The sequence below is a fragment of the Rhizobium etli CFN 42 genome (assembly GCF_000092045.1).
Classification (GTDB): domain Bacteria; phylum Pseudomonadota; class Alphaproteobacteria; order Rhizobiales; family Rhizobiaceae; genus Rhizobium; species Rhizobium etli.
Genome location: NC_007765.1, coordinates 69,291 through 88,619, shown reverse-complemented (window position 1 = coordinate 88,619; position 19,329 = coordinate 69,291). Strand labels below are relative to the sequence as shown.

The 19,329-nt window shown below is 63.5% G+C and carries 21 protein-coding genes; 13 read left to right on the top strand and 8 right to left on the bottom strand.

Annotated elements, in window-relative coordinates; translation table 11 throughout:
• Positions 1–17 precede the first annotated feature (17 nt).
• Positions 18–1,364, bottom strand: coding sequence for a formimidoylglutamate deiminase (locus RHE_RS24405; protein WP_011427932.1), 1,347 nt, complete (start codon positions 1,362–1,364; stop codon positions 18–20).
• Positions 1,365–1,486: 122 nt separating this feature from the next.
• Between RHE_RS24405 and hutI the strand changes: the two genes are divergently transcribed.
• From hutI to RHE_RS24370, 6 genes are all read left to right on the top strand, one after another.
• A complete protein-coding gene (gene hutI, locus RHE_RS24400; protein ID WP_011427931.1) occupies positions 1,487–2,749 on the top strand; it encodes an imidazolonepropionase in 1,263 nt (420 codons plus the stop codon).
• Complete coding sequence (hutH, locus tag RHE_RS24395; protein ID WP_011427930.1) at positions 2,746–4,281, top strand: histidine ammonia-lyase; 1,536 nt, start codon at positions 2,746–2,748, stop codon at positions 4,279–4,281. Before hutI ends, hutH begins: the two co-directional genes overlap by 4 nt.
• 196 nt (positions 4,282–4,477) lie before the next feature.
• Positions 4,478–5,284: an N-formylglutamate deformylase gene (gene hutG / locus RHE_RS24385; protein ID WP_011427929.1), complete on the top strand. Its 807-nt coding sequence runs from the start codon at positions 4,478–4,480 to the stop codon at positions 5,282–5,284.
• Positions 5,285–5,313: 29 nt separating this feature from the next.
• A complete protein-coding gene (gene hutU, locus RHE_RS24380; protein WP_011427928.1) occupies positions 5,314–6,987 on the top strand; it encodes a urocanate hydratase in 1,674 nt (557 codons plus the stop codon).
• A gap of 5 nt (positions 6,988–6,992) precedes the next feature.
• On the top strand, positions 6,993–7,586 hold the full coding sequence (locus RHE_RS24375; protein WP_042119823.1) for a HutD/Ves family protein: 594 nt from the start codon (positions 6,993–6,995) through the stop codon (positions 7,584–7,586).
• A gap of 156 nt (positions 7,587–7,742) precedes the next feature.
• Positions 7,743–8,372, top strand: a complete 630-nt coding sequence (locus RHE_RS24370; protein ID WP_011427926.1) for a J domain-containing protein — start codon at positions 7,743–7,745, stop codon at positions 8,370–8,372.
• A 20-nt stretch (positions 8,373–8,392) separates the two neighbouring features.
• On the opposite strand, the gene RHE_RS24365 is transcribed toward RHE_RS24370, so the two are convergent.
• The 3 genes from RHE_RS24365 to RHE_RS24355 all read right to left on the bottom strand — a co-directional run bounded on the left by RHE_RS24365 (position 8,393) and on the right by RHE_RS24355 (position 10,684).
• Positions 8,393–9,094, bottom strand: a complete 702-nt coding sequence (locus RHE_RS24365; protein ID WP_011427925.1) for a DUF899 family protein — start codon at positions 9,092–9,094, stop codon at positions 8,393–8,395.
• A gap of 227 nt (positions 9,095–9,321) precedes the next feature.
• The gene (locus tag RHE_RS24360) at positions 9,322–9,720 is read right to left on the bottom strand and encodes a DoxX family protein (RefSeq protein WP_011427924.1); all 399 of its coding nucleotides are present in this window, start codon (positions 9,718–9,720) and stop codon (positions 9,322–9,324) included.
• Positions 9,721–9,835: 115 nt separating this feature from the next.
• Complete coding sequence (locus RHE_RS24355; protein ID WP_086005046.1) at positions 9,836–10,684, bottom strand: DODA-type extradiol aromatic ring-opening family dioxygenase; 849 nt, start codon at positions 10,682–10,684, stop codon at positions 9,836–9,838.
• A 128-nt stretch (positions 10,685–10,812) separates the two neighbouring features.
• On the opposite strand from RHE_RS24355, the gene RHE_RS24350 reads away from it, so the two are divergent.
• Positions 10,813–11,712 (top strand): LysR family transcriptional regulator, encoded by a 900-nt coding sequence (locus RHE_RS24350; protein WP_011427922.1) that lies wholly within the window; start codon positions 10,813–10,815, stop codon positions 11,710–11,712.
• A 407-nt stretch (positions 11,713–12,119) separates the two neighbouring features.
• Here RHE_RS24350 and RHE_RS24345 read toward each other — a convergent pair whose 3' ends face one another.
• Complete coding sequence (locus RHE_RS24345) at positions 12,120–12,302, bottom strand: hypothetical protein (RefSeq protein WP_042119819.1); 183 nt, start codon at positions 12,300–12,302, stop codon at positions 12,120–12,122.
• A gap of 69 nt (positions 12,303–12,371) precedes the next feature.
• Between RHE_RS24345 and RHE_RS24340 the strand changes: the two genes are divergently transcribed.
• Positions 12,372–13,010, top strand: a complete 639-nt coding sequence (locus RHE_RS24340) for an alpha/beta hydrolase family protein (protein WP_011427921.1) — start codon at positions 12,372–12,374, stop codon at positions 13,008–13,010.
• On the opposite strand, the gene RHE_RS24335 is transcribed toward RHE_RS24340, so the two are convergent.
• From RHE_RS24335 to pcaQ, 3 genes are all read right to left on the bottom strand, one after another.
• A complete protein-coding gene (locus RHE_RS24335; RefSeq protein WP_011427920.1) occupies positions 13,007–13,702 on the bottom strand; it encodes an RES family NAD+ phosphorylase in 696 nt (231 codons plus the stop codon). The two genes, RHE_RS24340 and RHE_RS24335, sit on opposite strands and share 4 nt — an antisense overlap.
• Positions 13,699–14,211, bottom strand: coding sequence for an MbcA/ParS/Xre antitoxin family protein (locus RHE_RS24330; RefSeq protein WP_011427919.1), 513 nt, complete (start codon positions 14,209–14,211; stop codon positions 13,699–13,701). Before RHE_RS24330 ends, RHE_RS24335 begins: the two co-directional genes overlap by 4 nt.
• 70 nt (positions 14,212–14,281) lie before the next feature.
• Positions 14,282–15,199 (bottom strand): pca operon transcription factor PcaQ, encoded by a 918-nt coding sequence (pcaQ, locus tag RHE_RS24325; RefSeq protein ID WP_011427918.1) that lies wholly within the window; start codon positions 15,197–15,199, stop codon positions 14,282–14,284.
• A 263-nt stretch (positions 15,200–15,462) separates the two neighbouring features.
• Here pcaQ and pcaD point away from each other — a divergent pair, with 263 nt between their 5' ends.
• From pcaD to RHE_RS24300, 5 genes are all read left to right on the top strand, one after another.
• Positions 15,463–16,272 carry a 3-oxoadipate enol-lactonase gene (gene pcaD, locus RHE_RS24320; protein ID WP_011427917.1) on the top strand — a complete coding sequence of 270 codons (810 nt, stop codon included), beginning with the start codon at positions 15,463–15,465 and terminating at the stop codon, positions 16,270–16,272.
• Entirely contained in the window at positions 16,269–16,673 is a 405-nt protein-coding gene (gene pcaC, locus RHE_RS24315) for a 4-carboxymuconolactone decarboxylase (RefSeq protein ID WP_011427916.1), read from the top strand. The genes pcaD and pcaC overlap by 4 nt, the downstream gene beginning before the upstream one ends.
• Before the next feature lie 9 nt (positions 16,674–16,682).
• On the top strand, positions 16,683–17,432 hold the full coding sequence (gene pcaH, locus RHE_RS24310; RefSeq protein ID WP_011427915.1) for a protocatechuate 3,4-dioxygenase subunit beta: 750 nt from the start codon (positions 16,683–16,685) through the stop codon (positions 17,430–17,432).
• Between the two features lie 2 nt (positions 17,433–17,434).
• Entirely contained in the window at positions 17,435–18,046 is a 612-nt protein-coding gene (gene pcaG / locus RHE_RS24305) for a protocatechuate 3,4-dioxygenase subunit alpha (RefSeq protein ID WP_011427914.1), read from the top strand.
• Between the two features lie 191 nt (positions 18,047–18,237).
• Positions 18,238–19,284, top strand: coding sequence for a 3-carboxy-cis,cis-muconate cycloisomerase (locus RHE_RS24300; RefSeq protein WP_042119916.1), 1,047 nt, complete (start codon positions 18,238–18,240; stop codon positions 19,282–19,284).
• Positions 19,285–19,329 lie beyond the last annotated feature (45 nt).

The window sequence follows — 19,329 nt, the reverse complement described above, 5'->3', positions numbered from 1 at the left end:
CCGTGAAAAGCTCTTTTTCAGGAAGCCAGCAACTCACCCATGGCGGCGAGGAACCGCCGATCGATGGCGTCACGCTTGAGATGACGGCCCCCCGCCACCTGCTTGCGACCACGCGCCCAGACGCAATCGACGGAGAGGCCGCCGGCAAACAGCCAGTGATCGAGGATCTGGTCGCCGGAGAGATAGGGAACGGCTGACGTATCGAGTGAAAGGAAATCGGCATGATGGCCTTCGCCGAGACCGGCCGGGGCCTTCAGCGCCGCGGCGCCGCCGGCAAGCGCCTGGTTGAACAGCGAAAGCGCCGTCGACCCACCTGGCGCTGCAACGACGTTGCGGGCGCGCAGCGCCACGCGCTGCGAATATTCGAGCTGGCGCAATTCCTCCGGCAGGGAGATCCGCACGTTGGAATCCGAACCGATCCCGTAACGCCCGCCCTCCTCGAGGAAGAGCGGCGCGGCAAAGGCGCCGTCGCCGAGATTGGCCTCGGTGATCGGGCATAGGCCGGCGATCGCGCTGCTCTTCGCCATGCGCCGCGTCTCGTCCGCGGTCATGTGCGTCGCGTGGATCAGGCACCAGCGCTCATCGACAGGCATGTGATCGAGCAGCCATTCCACCGGCCGCGCGCCTGACCAGGCGATACAATCCTCGACCTCCTTCACCTGCTCGGCGACATGGATGTGGATCGGGCCGTCGCCGGCCATCGGCACGAGCTTCGCCAGTTCCTCGGGTGTTGCGGCGCGCAGGCTGTGCGGTGCCAGTCCGAGTTCAGCGCCGTCGAGCCGGCCGGTCACTCCACGGCATCCCTCCATCAGCCTTTCGAAGCTTTCGAGTGAATTGATGAAGCGCCGCTGGCCGTCAATCGGCTGAGTGCCGCCGAAGCCGGAATGGGCATAGAAAACGGGCAGCAAGGTCAGGCCGATGCCGGTCTCTTCGCAGGCCGCAGCGATGCGTTCGGCCAGCTCGGCGATATTGGCATAAGCGCGGCCATCCCGATCGTGATGGAGATAGTGGAACTCGCCGACGCGGGAAAATCCCGCCTCCAGCATCTCCGCGTAGAGCTTGGCCGCCACCGCCTCGACATGGTCCGGCGTCATCGCCAAAGCGAATTTGTACATGACGGTGCGCCAACTCCAGAAGCTGTCGTTTGCCGGGCCGCGCACCTCGGCAAGACCGGCCATCGCCCGCTGGAAGGCGTGGCTGTGCAGGTTTCCCATGGCCGGCACGATAAGCGCGTGGCGTTCGTCGCCGGTCTGAGGCGAAGCGCCGGCCTCGACCCGGGCGATGCGCCCCGCTTCGAGCGTCAGCCGAACATTCTTCTGCCAGCCTTGCGGCGTCAGCGCCGTGCCTGCGTGAAGTGTGGTCATGCCCGTCTCTCTCCTCTTGCCGCCCCGCCGCTCTTTCTTTTCCAGAAGAGCGCGCAAAATTTCTCTTGTCACCTGCTTATTATGTATATACATGTTTCGCCATAAGGAAAGGCGCAAAGCTGATGACCGGGAACAATTTTTCAGAAGAAGCCCCATCCGCCGATATCCGGCCGGCGCTTTTGCGCAATGCGCGGCTGGCCACCCTTGCCCCTGAAAAAGACGGGCTCGGCATCATCGAAAAGGGCGCCATTCTGATCGAGAACGGCCGCATCGCCTTTGCCGGCGCCGAAAGCGAGCTGCCGGCTTCCGCCATCGAACGCTCCGAGATTGTCGACCTCGAAGGCCGCTGGGTGACGCCTGGCCTCGTCGACTGCCACACCCACATCGTTCACGGCGGCCACCGCGCCCGCGAATTCGAGATGCGCCTTGAGGGCGCGACCTACGAAGAGATTGCGCGGGCCGGCGGCGGCATCGTCTCATCGGTCAAGGCGACCAACGCGCTTTCGGTTGAGGAACTCGTTGCCGAGGCTCTGCCGCGGCTCGATACGCTGCTGGCCGAAGGTGTGACGACGATCGAGATCAAATCCGGCTACGGCCTCAACCGGAGCGGCGAAGTGAAGATGATGCAGAGCGCTCGCCTGCTCGGCCATGTCAGGCCGGTGCGCGTCGCCACCAGCTATCTCGGCGCCCATACGACACCGGTGGAATATAAGGGCCGCAACGGCGATTATCTCGACGATGTCGTGCTGCCCGGCCTCGACGACATGCATAATCTCGGCCTTGCCGATGCGGTCGACGGCTTTTGCGAGGGCATCGCCTTTTCAACGGCCGAGATCGCTCGGGTCTTCGACAAGGCCAAGGTGCTGGGCCTGCCGGTCAAACTGCATGCCGAGCAGCTTTCCAATCTCGGCGGCGCCAAACTTGCTGCCAGCTATGGTGCGCTATCGGCCGATCATTTGGAGTATCTCGACGCCGAAGGCGTTGCCGCGATGGCTGTCTCCGGTACCGTTGCCGTTCTCCTGCCCGGCGCCTTCTACGCCATCCATGAGAAGCAGAAGCCGCCTGTGGAGGCACTGCGCCAGGCCGGCGTGCCGATCGCAATCGCCACCGACTGCAATCCGGGCACCTCGCCGCTGACCTCGATGCTGCTCACCATGAACATGTCGGCGACACTGTTCGGCCTGACCGTCGAGGAATGCATCGCCGGCGCCACCCGCGAAGGCGCCAGGGCGCTCGGCCTCATCGGCGAGACCGGAACGCTCGAAGCCGGCAAATCCGCCGATCTCGCCGTCTGGAATATCGAGAGCCTTGCCGAGCTCGTCTACCGCATCGGCTTCAACCCGCTTCATAAACGCGTCTTCAAAGGCGAAAGGAACGGTCGATGACTATCACGCTCCACCCGGGCTCCGTCTCGCTCAGGGATCTGGAAACCATTTATTGGACCGGCGAGCCGGCCAGGCTTGAACCCGCCTTCGACGCCGGCATCGCCAAGGCCGCCGCCCGCATCGCCGAGATCGCCGCCGGCAACGCCCCGGTCTATGGCATCAATACCGGCTTTGGAAAACTCGCCTCGATCAAGATCGACAGCGCTGACGTCGCCACGCTGCAGCGCAATCTCATCCTGTCGCATTGCTGCGGCGTCGGCGCGCCGCTGCCGGAGAACATCGTCCGGCTGATCATGGCGCTGAAGCTGGTCTCGCTCGGCCGCGGCGCCTCCGGCGTGCGGCTGGAGCTGGTGCGGCTGATCGAAGCCATGCTGGATAAGGGCGTCATCCCGCTGATCCCGGAAAAGGGCTCGGTCGGCGCCTCCGGCGATCTTGCGCCGCTCGCTCATCTGGCGGCGGTGATGATGGGCGAGGCCGAAGCCTTCTTCGCCGGCGAACGCCTTTCAGGCGCCGAGGCCCTTGCAAAAGCTGGGCTGAAGCCGGTCGTTCTCGCCGCCAAGGAGGGCCTGGCACTGATCAACGGCACCCAGGCTTCGACAGCGCTGGCGCTGGCCGGCCTCTTCCGCGCCCATCGCGCCGCGCAATCCGCCTTGATCACCGGCGCCATGTCCACGGATGCGGCCATGGGGTCCTCGGCGCCCTTCCACGCCGATATCCATACGCTGCGCGGCCATAAGGGCCAGATCGATACCGCAGCCGCGCTTCGCGGCCTGCTCGAAAACTCCGTCATTCGCCAGAGCCATATCGAGGGCGACGAGCGCGTGCAGGATCCCTATTGCATCCGCTGCCAGCCGCAGGTCGACGGCGCCTGCCTCGATCTCCTGCGCTCGGTCGCCCGCACCCTCGAAATCGAGGCCAATGCCGTCACCGACAATCCGCTGGTGCTGTCGGACAACTCCGTTGTGTCAGGCGGCAATTTCCACGCCGAACCCGTCGCCTTCGCCGCCGACCAGATCGCGCTTGCCGTCTGCGAAATCGGCGCAATCTCGCAGCGGCGCATCGCGCTGCTGGTCGATCCTGCCCTCTCCTACGGGCTGCCGGCCTTTCTCGCCAAGAAGCCCGGCTTGAACTCCGGCCTGATGATCGCCGAAGTGACCTCGGCGGCGCTGATGTCCGAGAACAAGCAGATGTCGCACCCGGCCTCGGTCGACTCGACGCCGACCTCGGCCAACCAGGAAGACCACGTCTCGATGGCCTGCCACGGCGCCCGCCGTCTGCTTGGCATGACCGAAAACCTGTTCGCCATCATCGGCATCGAGGCGCTGACCGCCGCCCAGGGCGTCGAACTGCGCGCGCCGCTTTTGACGAGTCCGGAGCTTTCAAAGGCGATCGCCGCGATCCGCGGCAAGGTGCCGAGCCTCGATAGCGACCGCTACATGGCGGGCGATCTCGCCGCCGCCGCTGAACTGGTGGCGACGGGCGCGCTGAACGCCTCGGTTTCATCCGGCATCTTGCCGGTTCTGGAGGGTTGATGGTGATGTATGTGCACTTGGTACCCCCCTCTGCGGGCATCTCCCCCAAAAGGGGGGAGATCGGCTGGGCGGACCCGCTCGCTCCAACATCGATTGTTTGGGGAAGTCTCATCTACTTGCCGATCTCCCTCCTTGTGGGGGAGATGTCCGGCAGGACAGAGGGGGGTGATGCCCCAGACGCCGGAGCGCTCTGCCCATGAGCACCCCCGTCTTCGAAATCCGTCGGGGCACCTCCCCCGTCGTCCTCGCCTTCCCCCACACCGGCACCGACGTGCCGCCGGCGATTTACGATCGCCTCAACGACAATGGCCGGATCCTCGCCGATACCGACTGGCACATCCACCGGCTCTATGACGGCCTGCTCGATGACGCCACGACCGTGCGCGCCACCTTCCATCGCTACGTGATCGACGCCAATCGCGATCCCGCCGGCGTCAGCCTCTATCCAGGCCAGAACACCACCGGCCTCGTCCCGGAGACGGATTTCGACGGCAAGCCGATCTGGAAGGATGGGCAAGCGCCCGATGAGGCCGATATCGCGGCGCGGCTTAGGGATTTTCATGCGCCCTATCATGCCGCCCTTGCCGCCGAAATCGAGCGGGTCAGAGCAATCCACGGCGTCGCGATTCTCTACGACTGCCACTCGATCCGCTCGCATATTCCCTTCCTCTTCGAAGGCAAGCTGCCGGATTTCAATATCGGCACCGATATGGGCAGGACCTGCGACGGCGCCATCGAGCAGGCGACGCTGACCGTCGTCGAAGCCGCGCAAGGCTATGACAGCGTGCTCAACGGTCGCTTCAAGGGCGGCTGGACGACCCGCCATTATGGCCGGCCCGAGACCGGCGTGCATGCGATCCAGATGGAGCTCGCGCAATCGACTCATCTGCAGACCGAGACGCCGCCCTTCGCCTATGACGCCGCCAAGGCCGACAGGCTCCGCATTCATCTCAAAGACATTCTGGTGCGCATCGAACAGATCGCACCGGGCCTGAAACGCTGACGATTGAAACCTGAGAACAGGGAACAGCCATGACCAATCCACGCCACAATATCCGTGAAATCCGCGCGCCCCGCGGCAACGATCTCAATGCTAAGAGCTGGATGACGGAAGCGCCGTTGCGCATGCTGATGAACAATCTCGACCCCGACGTCGCCGAAAATCCGAACGAGCTCGTCGTCTATGGCGGCATCGGCCGCGCCGCCCGCACCTGGGAGGACTTCGATCGCATCGTCGCCACGCTGAAGACGCTGACGGAAGAAGAGACCCTGCTCGTCCAGTCCGGCAAGCCGGTCGGCGTGTTCCGCACCCACAAGGATGCGCCGCGTGTGCTGATCGCCAATTCCAACCTGGTGCCACATTGGGCGACCTGGGATCATTTCAACGAGCTGGATAGGAAGGGCCTTGCCATGTATGGGCAGATGACGGCCGGCTCGTGGATCTATATCGGCACCCAGGGCATCGTGCAGGGCACCTACGAGACCTTCGTCGAGGCCGGTCGCCAGCATTATGGCGGCAACCTCAAGGGCAAATGGATCCTGACCGGCGGCCTCGGCGGCATGGGCGGCGCCCAGCCGCTCGCCGCCGCCATGGCTGGTGCCTGCTGCCTTGCCGTCGAATGCAATCCGGATTCGATCGATTTCCGCCTGCGCACCCGCTACCTCGACGCCAAGGCCGAAACGCTCGACGAGGCACTCGAGATGATCGACCGCTGGACCAAGGCTGGCGAAGCCAAATCCGTAGGCCTGCTCGGCAATGCCGCCGAAATCCTGCCTGAGATGGTCCGCCGCGGCATCCGCCCTGATATCGTCACCGACCAGACCTCGGCGCATGATCCGATCAACGGCTACCTGCCGAAGGGCTGGACGATGGCCGAGTGGAAGGCCAAGCGCGAAAGCGATCCGAAGGCAGTCGAAAAGGCCGCACGCGCCTCGATGCGCGAGCACGTCGAAGCGATGATCGCCTTCTGGAATGCGGGCATCCCGACGCTCGACTACGGCAACAACATCCGCCAGGTCGCCAAGGAAGAGGGCCTCGAAAACGCCTTCGCCTTCCCCGGCTTCGTACCGGCCTATATAAGACCGCTGTTCTGCCGCGGTATCGGCCCCTTCCGCTGGGCGGCCCTCTCGGGCAACCCCGAGGATATCTACAAGACCGACGCCAAGGTGAAGGAGCTGCTTCCCGACAACAAGCATCTGCACAACTGGCTCGACATGGCCAGGGAGCGCATTTCCTTCCAGGGCCTGCCGGCGCGCATCTGCTGGGTTGGCCTCGGCGACCGCCACCGCCTGGCTTTGGCCTTCAATGAAATGGTTGGGAAGGGCGAGCTTTCCGCCCCGATCGTCATCGGCCGCGATCACCTCGATTCCGGCTCCGTCGCCTCGCCGAACCGCGAAACCGAAGCGATGAAGGACGGCTCGGACGCCGTCTCCGATTGGCCGCTGTTGAACGCCCTGCTCAATACCGCGTCGGGCGCCACCTGGGTATCGCTGCATCACGGCGGCGGCGTTGGCATGGGCTTCTCCCAGCATTCGGGCGTCGTCATCTGCGCCGATGGCACCGATGATGCGGCCAAGCGCCTCGAGCGGGTGCTCTGGAACGATCCGGCAACGGGCGTCATGCGCCACGCCGATGCCGGCTACGACATCGCCATCGACTGTGCCCGCGAAAAGGGCCTGCGCCTGCCCGGCATTCTCGGGAACTGAATCCCGTGGAGATCCTGCTCGCCGGCGACCACAAGCGCATGCCGTGGAAGAACGGCAAGGGGGAGACGGTGGAGATCGCCGTCTTTCCCTCTGGTGCTTCCATCGAGGATTTCGACTGGCGCATCAGCATGGCAGCGGTCGCGGAGGACGGACCATTTTCGATTTTCCCGGGCATCGACCGGACGCTGGCGGTCCTCGACGGCAACGGCATGATGCTCGAGATCGACGGCCGTGCGCCCGCGCTGCTGACGACGGAAAGCGCGCCTCTTGCTTTCCCGGCCGATATTCCCGTTACCGCCAGGCTGGCAGACGGCGCGATCACCGACCTCAACGTCATGACCCGCCGGGGCGGTCTCACTCATAGTCTCATCCGAATCGAAATCGACGGCGCCACGCCCGTGCCGTTGCCATCGCCGACATGCCTGTTCCTTTGCCATCGCGGCACGGTGTCATTCCGGCGGAATGGCGAGACCGGGATGCTGAGAGACGGCGACGCGCTGCTGATCGAGCAGGCGACGGCGACCGTGCTGGAAATCGATGGCGAAGCCATCGCTTATCTCGTCGCGATTATCACTGGTCGACCTCAGGCAAACGGTTGAAAAAACATGGCAATATGGCAAATATCCGAGCGTGGGCACCGACCAATGCGATATCAGGCCATGGACGCCATTCCTGCTTTCGGTCTAAACTTTGCCCTTCTGATGCAGAAGAAGACCTAGACCGCCCGTGACATCAAGGGCGGCAAGGGAGTAGGTGTGACGGATCCATACGATATTCTCGGCGTTGAACGCGATGCGGACGAGGCGAAGCTGAAGGCGGCCTACCGTCGCTTGGCAAAGGTCGCCCATCCTGATTCGGGCGGCGATACGGAAGCTTTCGACAATTTGCAGAAAGCCTATGCGCTGCTGCTCGATCCGGTCCGACGCAAGGTCTACGACGATACCGGCTATGACGTCGAGTTCGCCGATGCCGCCGAGCTGCAGGCGCTTGTGATGATCGAGAAGCTCGTGACCGACGCCGTTCTCGACGAGCGGGCGCCGGGCAGTTTCGATCCGGTCGCCGTCATGCAGGAAAGCCTGTCCGAGGAACTGCGCAAGGCGCGTTTCAGCAAGAGCGAGCTGGAGCGCCACGCCTCACGCGTCGGCCTGCATCTGGAACGGCTGGAAAAGCAGTCCGGCCGGGACGTGCTCGCCCATATGTTCCGCGCCCGCATCGAAGCGATCTCCAAGGCGGTCGCGGAAACCGAGGCGAAGATCAAAGCGGCCGAACGGGCCGCCGACATGCTGAGCGGCTATGTCTACGATCTCGATCCATCGCTGCTGCCGGAGGCTTCGGTCACCAATCTCGAATGGATCGAGACCTCCAGAAACCGTTCCACCGGCTGACGCAGCACGCGCTAAAACCGTCAGTAGGACAGCTTCGGATACCAGTCCGGCGCCCGGCCTTCCGGCGTCGTATCGATCAGGGTCCAGAGCGGCATCAGATCGGGCGCGCCACGCGGATCCTCGCCGGGATCAGCCGTCACGCCGCCCATTTCCTGGCTCCAGAAGTGGCGGATGGTGCCGTCGCGCCGCGTGAAGACGTTGTAGGCGGCGTCATCGCCGCCGCCTCTGCCGATGGCGTGATAGTCGCGGCTGTAATCGCCCGACGGATCGGAATAAAGCGGCAGGTGATGCCAGCCGCGCTCCTTCTTGAAGGCGAGCAGCCTGCCGATCGGCGAAAGCGCAACGACAGCAAGGGCGGCGCGCTGCTGGATATCGGGCACCTCGCCATCCCAGGCCGACAGCAGCGAGGTACACATCGGGCATGGACGCTCGCGCTCCGGCCCGAACATGTAGCTGTAGACGATCAGCGTCTCCTTGTCGGCAAAAAGCTCGCTGAGGGAGATCGGGCCGTCGGCGCCCTCGAAGCGATAATCCTGCTTCACCTCGCCGCCTGGCGGCAGCGCCCGGCGCTGTCTCGCCACGCGCTCGATATGCCGGCGCAATTCGATCTCCTCGGCCAGCAGCGCGTCGCGGGCACTGCGATATTCCTCGCTCTCATTGGGAAAACGGACGCCGTTTTTTGCCGCGAGCACGGCGGCGGGTACCAGCTGCTGATCATCCATCACATATCCTCCTTCTGTCGTCGCGCGTCTCGAGCGCTCAAATGATGTGCCGCGATCGCAACGGATTTCCAGCACATCGTTGGGAAGACGATCCTCAGATGCGAAAATCGACAGGACCGGCGGGAAAAATCCGCCTTTGAGGAGGAATGGAACAGAAAACTACCTAAGCGACCGAAACGACCGGCATGAAGAACGCTGTGCCAGTGCGATTCCCGGATGATGCCGTCTCAGGCCGTGGCGGGAGGACGCGCGTTGTCGAGCGTACAGGCTCCGCCGCCGGCAAAGGCGATGTAGAGGAAGATGAAGCAGAACAGGATGGCACCTTCGCCCATGTTCAGCGCCGGCCAGAAGCCATACGGCGTGTGGCACATGAAGTAGGCGGCAGCCATTTCGCCCGAAGCGATGAATGCGGCGATGCGCGTTTGAAATCCGACGAGCATCAGAGCAGAGGTGATCACCTCGATTGCGCCTGCAACCAGCAGGAGGGCGGGCAGCGGATAGGGTACGCCTTGAATCGGACCCGGAAACTGCAGAAACTTCATTGTGGCGTGTTCGAGGAAGAGTAAGGCCGCCATGATGCGCAGAAGTGCGAGAATGTATGGCGTCCATTTGCCGGTATTGATCATCGAGTTTCTCCAAAGAGGTTGATGTGAGGTCACGCGGCGGAGGCCGCCTTCTGAGTTCCTGGTTTCTTTCCAGAGCCTTATCGACATGGCGAAGACGGCTTGAAGATTTCGCCGGTCATTGCGCATCTCCATATGATTGGGAGGTTGAGGGGGCGCAGCCGAAACGAAAGCTCGATGCGGTGAGCCCGCCAGCAAAATCCTTCTGGTGATAGGTGGTGGCGCCGGCTTCGTTCTCGGCGGCGCCGACCACCACCATCAGCGGGAGGAGGTGGTCTTCGCGCGGATGCGCCGCCCGGGCGGCCGGCGCCTGCTGCCATTCGATCAGCCGCTCGGTGCGCTTGTCGCAGGCTGTGTGAACCAGTGTTTCCTGAAGCCAGGCATCGAAGCGGCGGGACGGCTCATATCCGCCGGTGCCGCGCATGGCTGAAAGATTGTGATAGCTGAGACCGCTGCCGATGATCAGGACGCCCTCGTCACGCAAGGGCGCCAGCGCCCGGCCGACGCTGATGTGCAGCGCCGGATCATAACCCGCATCCAGCGAAAGCTGCACGACAGGGATGTTCTCTTCCGGATAGAGCGGCTTCATGATGCTGAACGTGCCGTGATCGTAACCACGCGTCGGATCAAGCGCCGCCTCGATACCGCTCGCCCGCAGCAGATGCTGAGCGCGGTTTGCGAGATCAGGCGAACCGGGGGCATTGTAGGTGATGTGATAGAGGTGTTCGGGAAAGCCGTGATAGTCGTAGACCATGCCCGGCTTGACGCCCGACGATATGGCAAAACCTTCCTCTTCCCAGTGCCCCGAGATCACGAGGATCGCCTTCGGCGCATCACCGAGTTCAGCGCGCATGTCGACCAGCGACTGTTCGAGCACGTCGAAGTTGCGACGGAATTCGCCTGTCATGTAGGGCCAGGGACCACCGCCATGGCTGACGAAATAGGTCGGGAGTCGAGAATCTGTCACCGGAATTGTCCTTCGTATCATTGCCGCGAGCATTGGGGCAGCGCTTCGATAGGAAGATTTTGATTTTATCTCCATCATTGATCAATGTGGCAGATAGTGAAGAACCATTTCCTGGATGTTGATGATCAATGGATACGTTGACGAGCCTGCGGGTATTTTGCACCGTCGCCGAACTGAAAAGCTTCACCGCTGCCGCCGATCGCCTGGGCGTTTCACCGGCAATGGCGAGCAAGCATGTGATGCAGCTCGAGAGCCGCCTGGGCACGCGGCTGCTCAACCGAACCAGCCGGCATGTCAGCTTGACGGAGACAGGGCGGCTTTATTTCAACCAGACCAGGGAGATGCTCGAACGGCTGGACGAGGTGGAAGATGCCATCAGCAAAGTGACGGTGGCTCCCCGCGGTACCCTGAAATTGAGTGCGCCGGTTTGGGCGGCAACCAGCTATTTTACGGACATGCTGGCAGCGTATAACCGACGCTACCCCGATGTCTGCCTGGACTTGGATCTCAGCGGCCGGCTGGTCAACCTGGTTGACGAAGGTTTCGATCTGGCGCTGCGGGCAACGTCGCAGGACCGGCTCGATCCGGGCCTCGTCGCCCGCCTGCTGACGAATGTGCAGTTCCGTCTCATGGCCTCGCCGGATTACCTCGAGCGAACCGGGCGGCCCCGGAACGTCGGCGAGCTCAACGGCCACGCACTGCTTCGGTACTCCGGTGTCAATTTCGGGGAAAGCATGTCGCTGGAAGGTCCGGACGGACCACACAAGATCACCTTCCGCACGGCGATGCAAAGCGACAACGAGACAATTCTACACCTGGCGGCCCTGCGCGGCATGGGCCTCGCTTTTCTGCCGACATGGATGGCTGAGCAGGATATCGAGGCAGGCCGTCTGGAGATCGTGCTTCCGGCCATTATGCTCGGCTTCAACAGCACGCTTTACGCCGTCTATCCGAGCCGCAAATATCTCTCGGCCAAGGTCCGTACCTTCATAGATTTTCTGACGGCGAGCACGCGGGAGATGGCATAATCCTCGCTCAGCGAGAAAACGCCGGCGCGAAAAAAATCCCACTTCGGAATCCCGAAATCCGCCCGCTTCGGGATTCCGAAATTCGACGCCTTTTCAGCCATGTGCCCGTGGAAAAACATTGAACGATTTCAACGATGCAGCCAATTTCGGGATTCCGAAGTGCTCTATAGATTATGGTAGGATTTTCTCGCTATCGCCACCAATGCAAACCCAAGCCGTGATTCCACGCGGCGTCGGAAAAGCAAAAAGGGCGCTCGACCCTTGCGGGGAGCGCCCTTATCCTGTCGGACAGCGAACAGCTCGACGACGTCGATACCGGGCGCATCCATTTTTCAGGCAGGCCCGGTATATGGACGCTTGCATTCGCCGTTTCAAGGGGTTTTTGCATCATCTTTATCGCACTGGCACTAAAGGGCGGCGCCGGTCACGGGATTGACCACCGGCCGCTCGCTTTTGTCGCCCTCCCCAGCCGGTTGCACGGTCGGCGGCGCCATCGATTCCGCGTCGGCGGGTTCCGGCTTGCCGGGAACTGTTTTGACATCCTTGGGGCGGCGCTGCTCGGGCTTTACGTTTTCATCAATCGTCGACATTGTCTTTCTCCTTTCCAGGGAAGAAGTCGGGGCTGCCGACATGGTTCCGGCGGCGGATGGAGGTTGCCGATGCTCGAGAGGTTTTTGCTGCAAGGGCCGCAGGATGCGCGCTTCACCGTCCTTCTTGCCCATGGCGCCGGCGCGCCGATGGATTCGGTGTCGATGACAGCGGCGGCCGACGCGCTTGCCGGCGTCGGCTTTCGCGTCGTCAGGTTCGAATTCTCCTATATGGCCGCCCGCCGCACCGGAGTCCGCAAGCCGCCGCCGCGCGCCGAAACGCTCAATCCCGAATATGAGGCGGCGATTGCTGCGCTCGACGCCGGCGGTCCCCTCATCATCGGCGGCAAGTCGATGGGCGGCCGGGTTGCGAGCATGGTCGCCGACGGTCTCTATGACAGGGGAAAGATCGCCGGCCTCATCTGCCTCGGCTATCCCTTCCATCCGCCCAGCCAGCCGGAGAAGCTGCGCACCGGCCATCTCAAGAGGCTCAAGACACCCACACTGATCTGCCAAGGAACGCGCGACGAGTTCGGGACAAAGGACGAAGTGCCGGGCTATGATCTCTCCGACAGGATCGAGATCCTCTGGCTCGAGGACGGCGACCACGACCTCAAACCGCGCAAGAAAATCTCCGGCTTCGCCGCTGCCGACCACCTCGCCACGATGGCAAAGGCGGCAAAGGCGTGGGCCGAACGCCTGCCGGTTTAGGCGCCGCCTTTTGGCCGTCGTCGGGCGGAAAGCTTCCTCACATCGATGCGCCGGTCGGCAGCGAAAACGGTGATTTCGAAATGAGCGGCCTGCACCACGTCGCGGATATTCCTCGGCCGGTGCGCCGCGATGTTCAGCCCGCCCCTCAGCCGCACGCTGTCATAGAGAATGCCGGCGCCGCCGCTCGCGCGCACCTGTTCGCCGAACAGCTGGGACGCCGCATAGCTCGTGTCGTCATAAATATCGGGCCGCAGAGCCTGTTCGCCGCGGATGTCGAGATAGTCGCCGATGAGCGTGGCGACATAACTTCGATAGGTGCGCGCCATCGTCGCCACCCCACGCGCCACAGCCTCGCGCCGGAGATGATGACCAACCTCGGCGGCGGCCGTCGTCAGATTGTCGGCGGCATACCAGGCGCCGAGATCGGGGCCGTTGAAGCGCATGCCACCGGGTGCGACATGCAGGAATGCCGCCATCACAATGCTGGCGTTGGGCGTGCCGTAGACCCATTCGGCCTCGGGAAGCCGCCGGATCCGGTCGGCCACGAGCCGGTCGTTGGTCCACCCTACAAGTTCCATTACGGCTTCCAGATCGGCCGCCCTCGCCACCGTATCGAAGAGGCCGATCGGCGGAAATTGCGATGGGATCAGCCGGTAGGACGGATGCGGCGCCTCGGCAAAACGATCGCTCACCGGAAGACGATGTCCGTATCTTCATAAGGCGTGAAGGCCTCGTCCAGCCTGTTGGGCGGCATGTAGAGCCCGCCGCGCGCGCCGTCGAGAAACCGGCGCACGGTCATCAGCCCGTCCTGGGTTCCGCTTGTGACGATATCGAGTGGCGCATGGCCGCCAAACACCGGCGCCTGATGCGGTGTCCGCAGCCAGGCGACGCCAGCGCGTTCGTCGGCAAACAGCACGCCGAGCGCCTGGTGGATGCCGAGCACGGCTGAGATGCGGGTCAGCGTATCGACGTCGAGGGTGAAAGCGCCGTGCTCACGCGCCTGCTTGGCCCAGCTGTGATAGGTCGAGCGGGAGGGATAGCCGAGCACGAGTAGACGCTGCTCCTCGCTCAAACCCCAGAGATCGGCGATCGCCAGAAAGGTTCGCAATGCCGGCGGGCTCAGCCGCCTGCGATTTGCCGGTGCAAACCGCTCCGTTTCCAGCCGCTCCGGCTCCTGCTCCTTGCGTCTTGCCTGCTGCATAGCAATCTCCTGTCTTGAACTAGATTTAGTCCAAATCTGGGCATCCGGCAAGCGAATTGGAAGAAGGACTTCAGGAAAGCTCTGCGGCCGCCTCACGGATCGTCTGCATCAGGATTGATTGCGGCGCCGACGGCACGGCATCGGCGCGTATCGTCAGCCCGACCGGCCCCTTGGTTTCGCCGGTGTCGACCGGCAGAAGCGCCAGCCGCCCATCGGCGACATCGCCTGCCACCACGCCGTTGGAAATGATCCAGATCGCATCGCTTGCCCTCAGGAAGGCGCGGCCGAAGGAATCCGACACCGTCTCGATCTGGTTCGGCAGGCTGGAGATACCGTTGGCGATGAGGAAATTTTCGACGACCGGCCGGATGATCGAGCCGCGCGTCGGCATCAGCACCGTATAATCGCCGAAACCTGAAAACAGCGATTGCCGGCCGTTGAGCAGCGGATGGCCGGCGCGCACGGCAAACACCACCTGTTCGGAATAGAGATGTTCGAAGGAGAAGCCCGCCATCTTCTCCGCCCCGGCCAGGCGGCCGACCACGAGGTCGAGATCGCCGACGCGAAGCTCTTCCAGCAGCACGGCGTTTTCGCCGGTGACGATCTTCACCCGGCTCCGGGTATTTTCCTTGAGGAAGAGTTCCATCGCCCGCGGCATGATCCGCGACGACACCGTCGGCAGGGCGCCGATCCGGATCGGCGGCGCACCGGCAAACTGCTCCTGCGAGACCGAATCGAGACCCTGACGCAGCGCCGTCAGCGCCGCCCCGGCATGGCGCAGGAAGACCTCGCCGTAGCGGGTGATCTTGATGCCGCGGCCGTCCCGCTCCAAGACGTCGACGCCCAGCACCTCTTCCAGCTCGCGGATCGTCTTCGTCACCGCCGGCTGGCTGACATGCAGCAGCTCGGCTGCCTTCATCACACTCTTCTGCCGCGCCACCTCGACAAAGGTCTGCAGATGGCGAAACTTCACGCGGCTGTCGATCATCGCCCCACATAACTCCGAGGTTATCGAAAAGCCAGAAAATATCATTTTACTTAACCGGATCAACCGGTCAGTTTCACAATTAGGAGTATTTCTGGTTGGATGGGCGAGTTTGGCGAGAAAGCCTACCCCAGGGCGAGGGGACGTGCCAAACGTGGCGTCGATGTTGAGGGAGACATTGCGGCATATTCCCTTCTCCCCGCTGGCGGGGAGAAGGTGGCGGCAGACGGATGAGGGTTGCCGCCGACTGAACTGAGGAGATTGACGTGCAATTTGCCCGCATAAACGACGTGACGATCCATTATCAGGTGATCGGTGCGCCCGCCGACCGGCCGGTGATCGTTTTCATCAATTCCCTCGGAACGGACTTCCGCATCTGGCGCGACGTCGTGGTGCGGCTGGCCGGCGACTACGCCGTGGTGCTTTACGACAAGCGCGGCCACGGCCTGTCCGATGTCGGCCAGCTTCCATCGTCGATCGAAGACCATGCGACGGATCTCGCCGGCCTGCTCGATCTGCTCTCGGTGAAGGATGCGGTTATTCTAGGCCTTTCCGTCGGCGGCCTCATCGCCCAATCGCTCCATCAGCGCCGCCCGGATCTCGTGCGCGCCCTGATCCTCAGCAACACGGCCCATAAGATCGGCACGGCGGAAAGCTGGAATGCCCGTATCGCCGCCGTGGAAAAAGACGGCATCGCCAGCATCGTCGACGCCATCATGGAGCGCTGGTTCACCCCGGCCTTCCGCCGGCCGGAAAACACCGCCTATTCCGGCTATTGCAACATGCTGACGCGGCAGCCGGTCGGGGGTTATATCGCCGCCTGCGAAGCGATCCGCGACGCAGATCTCACCCAAGCGGCCAAGTCGATCGCCGTTCCGACGCTCTGCATCGTCGGCGACCAGGACGGCTCGACGCCGCCCGATCTCGTGCTTTCCACGGCGCGGCTGATCCCGGGCGCCCGTTACGAGGTGATCCCGGACTGCGCCCATATCCCCTGCGTCGAGCAGCCGGAAGCGCTGACGGCGATCATGCGCGCCTTCCTCACATCCCTTCCGCCTGGAGAAAGCAGCCCATGAACGAAACCGCGTCCCCCTCCGAACGCTACCGGCAAGGCATGGCAACCCGACGCGCTGTGCTCGGCGACGCCCATGTCGACCGCGCCGCAGCCGGCGAGACCGGCTTCGACCGCCCGTTCCAGGAGTTGATCACCGAAGCCGCCTGGGGTCATGTCTGGTCGCGTCCGACGCTGACCAAGCGCGAGCGCTCGATCGTCACCATCGCCCTGCTGGCCGCGCTCGGCCAGGATGAGGAGGTCGCCATGCATGTGCGCGCCACCGCCAATACGGGTGCGACGCGCGATGATATCTGCGAGGCGCTGTTACATGTGGCAATCTATGCCGGAGTTCCCGCCGCCAATCACGCGATCAAGATTGCCAAGCAGGCCTTTGCACAGATGGACGCCGAAAAGGCGGCCTGAGGGGGAGAAATGTCCGAACGAGCAAACAGCAAGCCGGAGACCGGCGCCTTCTTCGCCCGCGACCGAGCCTGGCACGCGCCGGCGCTGACCCCAGGCTACAAAACCTCGGTGTTGCGCGCGCCGCAGCGCGCGCTGCTGTCGCTCGACGGCACGATCTCCGAAATCACAGGTCCGGTCTTCGGCCATTCGATGATCGGCGAACTCGACAACGACCTGATCCTGAACTATGCGCGCCCCGGTGAAAGCGCCATCGGCGAACGCATCATCGTCCACGGCCGCGTGCTCGACGAGCGGGCAAAGCCTGTGGCCGGCGCCCTGGTCGAATTCTGGCAGGCCAATGCTGGCGGCCGCTACCGCCACAAGAAGGAAACCTATCTGGCGGCGATCGACCCGAATTTCGGCGGCTGCGGCCGCGCCATCACCGACGAGGAAGGCCGCTACCATTTCCGCACCGTACGGCCGGGCGCCTATCCCTGGCCGAACGGCGTCAACGACTGGCGCCCCGCCCATATCCACTTCTCGATCTTCGGGCACGGCTTTGCCCAGCGCCTGATCACCCAGATGTATTTCGAGGGCGATCCAATGATCTGGAAATGTCCGATCGTCGGCACGATCCCGGACAAGGCGGCGATCGAGCAGCTGATCGCGCCGCTCGACTGGGGCAATACGATTCCGATGGATTCACGCGCTTATAAATTCGATATCGTGCTGCGCGGCCGCCGCTCGACGATGTTCGAAAACAGGCTGGAGGGCAACTGACCATGCAGCAGCTCGGCTATCTCAAGGAAACCCCATCGCAGACTGCTGGCCCCTATGTGCATATCGGCCTGACGCCGAATTTCTGCGACATCACAGGCGTCTACGACAGCGATCTCGGCACGCAGATGGTCAACGACAAGACGCTCGGCGAGCGCATCACCGTCACCGGCCGCATCTTCGACGGTGCCGGCGCACTGGTGCGCGATGCCGTCGCCGAGATCTGGCAGGCCGACAGCGCCGGCCTCTACAACAGCCCCTCGGAACTGCGCGGCGCCGCCGACCCGAACTTCGCCGGCTGGGGCCGCTGCCCGACCCGCGCCGAAGACGGCGTCTACAGCTTCGAGACCATCAAACCCGGACGGGTCCCGTTCAAGGACGGCCGCAGGCAGGCGCCGCACATCACCGTCTGGATCGTCGCCCGCGGCATCAATATCGGCCTGCATACGCGGATGTATTTCCCGGAGGAGACGGAGGCCAACGCCAGCGACCCGCTGCTGTCGCGCATCGAACATCGCGAGCGCGTCGCAACGATGATCGCCACCCGCGACGGTGCGACTTGTCATTTCGACATTCATTTGCAGGGTCCTCACGAAACGGTGTTTCTGGATATTTGAGGGTCGGTGGCTTCTATGGAAAACCCAGTGCCCGTAGCCCCCTCACCCTATCCTCTCCCCAAGGGGAGAGGGGATGTGCCATACGAGATCACATGCCCATAGGCGCCGGCGCTGCCCCAAAATCCTTCTCCCCTCGGGGAGAAGGTGGCGGCAGCCGGATGAGGGGGCCGCAGCTTACAAACGAGCAGACCATGACCGCATCGCCCTTCGATCACCCCTTCCTCTCCGGCCTCCTCGGCGATGACGAAATCGCGCCCCACTTCTCCGCCGAAGCCGATATCCGCGCCATGCTCTCCTTCGAGGCGGCGCTCGCCAGGGCCGAAGCCGCGCACGGCCTCATTCCCGCAGAAGCCGCAAGGAAGATTGCCGAAGCCTGTACCGGTTTTTCTCCGGATCTCGCCAGCCTTCGCTCGGCAATGGCGAAGGACGGCGTCGTCGTCCCAGACTTCGTCAAGCAGTTGCGGGCCAAGGTCGGCGAGGAAGCGGGCAAAAACCTGCATCTCGGCGCCACCAGCCAGGACGTCATCGACACCAGCCTGATGATCCGTCTGAAAGCGGTGGTCTTTCTGTTTGCCGGCCGACTTTCCGCCATCATCGCGGCGCTCGAAGGGCTCGACCGCCAGTTCGGCGGCAACCGGCTGATGGGCCATACCCGCATGCAGGCGGCGATCGCCATCAGCGTCTCCGACCGTCTCAACGTCTGGCGCGCGCCGCTCGCGACCTATCGCGACCGCCTGACCGAGCAGAGTTTTCCCGTCCAGTTCGGCGGTGCTGCCGGCACGCTCGACAAGCTCGGGCCGCAAGGCCCGGCCGTCCGTGCTTCGCTCGCCCAGGAGCTCGGCCTCTCCGACACCAGGCAATGGCAGAGCGCACGTCTGCCGATCGCCGATATCGCCGGCCTGTTCGCCTCGATCTCTGGCAGCCTCGGCAAGATCGGCCAGGACATCGCCCTGCTCGCCGAGATGGGCGGCGAGATCGAAGTCTCAGGCGGCGGCGCCTCCTCGGCCATGGCGCACAAGCAGAATCCGGTTGCCGCTGAAGTCCTGGTCTCGCTCGCCCGCTTCAACGCCACGGCGCTCTCCGGCATCCACCAGTCCCTCATCCATGAACAGGAACGCTCCGGAGCGGCCTGGACGCTCGAATGGCTGCTGCTGCCGCAAATGACGATGGGAACCGCTGCGAGCCTGCGGCTTGCCCGAGAACTGACCGGAAATATCAAGCGGCTTGGTACGGGCTGAGGCCGCAGCTGAAGGCCGGCGCGGCGGCAAAGAAATGCGGCGGGA

Coding starts and splice junctions, on each gene's coding strand:
- RHE_RS24300 (WP_042119916.1), top strand. CDS start 18,238: ATGACCGCATCGCCCTTCGATCACCCCTTCCTCTCCGGCCTCCTCGGC.
- pcaC (WP_011427916.1), top strand. CDS start 16,269: ATGAACGAAACCGCGTCCCCCTCCGAACGCTACCGGCAAGGCATGGCA.
- pcaG (WP_011427914.1), top strand. CDS start 17,435: ATGCAGCAGCTCGGCTATCTCAAGGAAACCCCATCGCAGACTGCTGGC.
- RHE_RS24330 (WP_011427919.1), bottom strand. CDS start 14,211: ATGCAGCAGGCAAGACGCAAGGAGCAGGAGCCGGAGCGGCTGGAAACG.
- hutU (WP_011427928.1), top strand. CDS start 5,314: ATGACCAATCCACGCCACAATATCCGTGAAATCCGCGCGCCCCGCGGC.
- pcaH (WP_011427915.1), top strand. CDS start 16,683: ATGTCCGAACGAGCAAACAGCAAGCCGGAGACCGGCGCCTTCTTCGCC.
- pcaQ (WP_011427918.1), bottom strand. CDS start 15,199: ATGATCGACAGCCGCGTGAAGTTTCGCCATCTGCAGACCTTTGTCGAG.
- hutG (WP_011427929.1), top strand. CDS start 4,478: ATGAGCACCCCCGTCTTCGAAATCCGTCGGGGCACCTCCCCCGTCGTC.
- RHE_RS24365 (WP_011427925.1), bottom strand. CDS start 9,094: ATGGATGATCAGCAGCTGGTACCCGCCGCCGTGCTCGCGGCAAAAAAC.
- hutI (WP_011427931.1), top strand. CDS start 1,487: ATGACCGGGAACAATTTTTCAGAAGAAGCCCCATCCGCCGATATCCGG.
- hutH (WP_011427930.1), top strand. CDS start 2,746: ATGACTATCACGCTCCACCCGGGCTCCGTCTCGCTCAGGGATCTGGAA.
- RHE_RS24345 (WP_042119819.1), bottom strand. CDS start 12,302: ATGTCGACGATTGATGAAAACGTAAAGCCCGAGCAGCGCCGCCCCAAG.
- RHE_RS24360 (WP_011427924.1), bottom strand. CDS start 9,720: ATGATCAATACCGGCAAATGGACGCCATACATTCTCGCACTTCTGCGC.
- RHE_RS24350 (WP_011427922.1), top strand. CDS start 10,813: ATGGATACGTTGACGAGCCTGCGGGTATTTTGCACCGTCGCCGAACTG.
- RHE_RS24405 (WP_011427932.1), bottom strand. CDS start 1,364: ATGACCACACTTCACGCAGGCACGGCGCTGACGCCGCAAGGCTGGCAG.
- RHE_RS24340 (WP_011427921.1), top strand. CDS start 12,372: ATGCTCGAGAGGTTTTTGCTGCAAGGGCCGCAGGATGCGCGCTTCACC.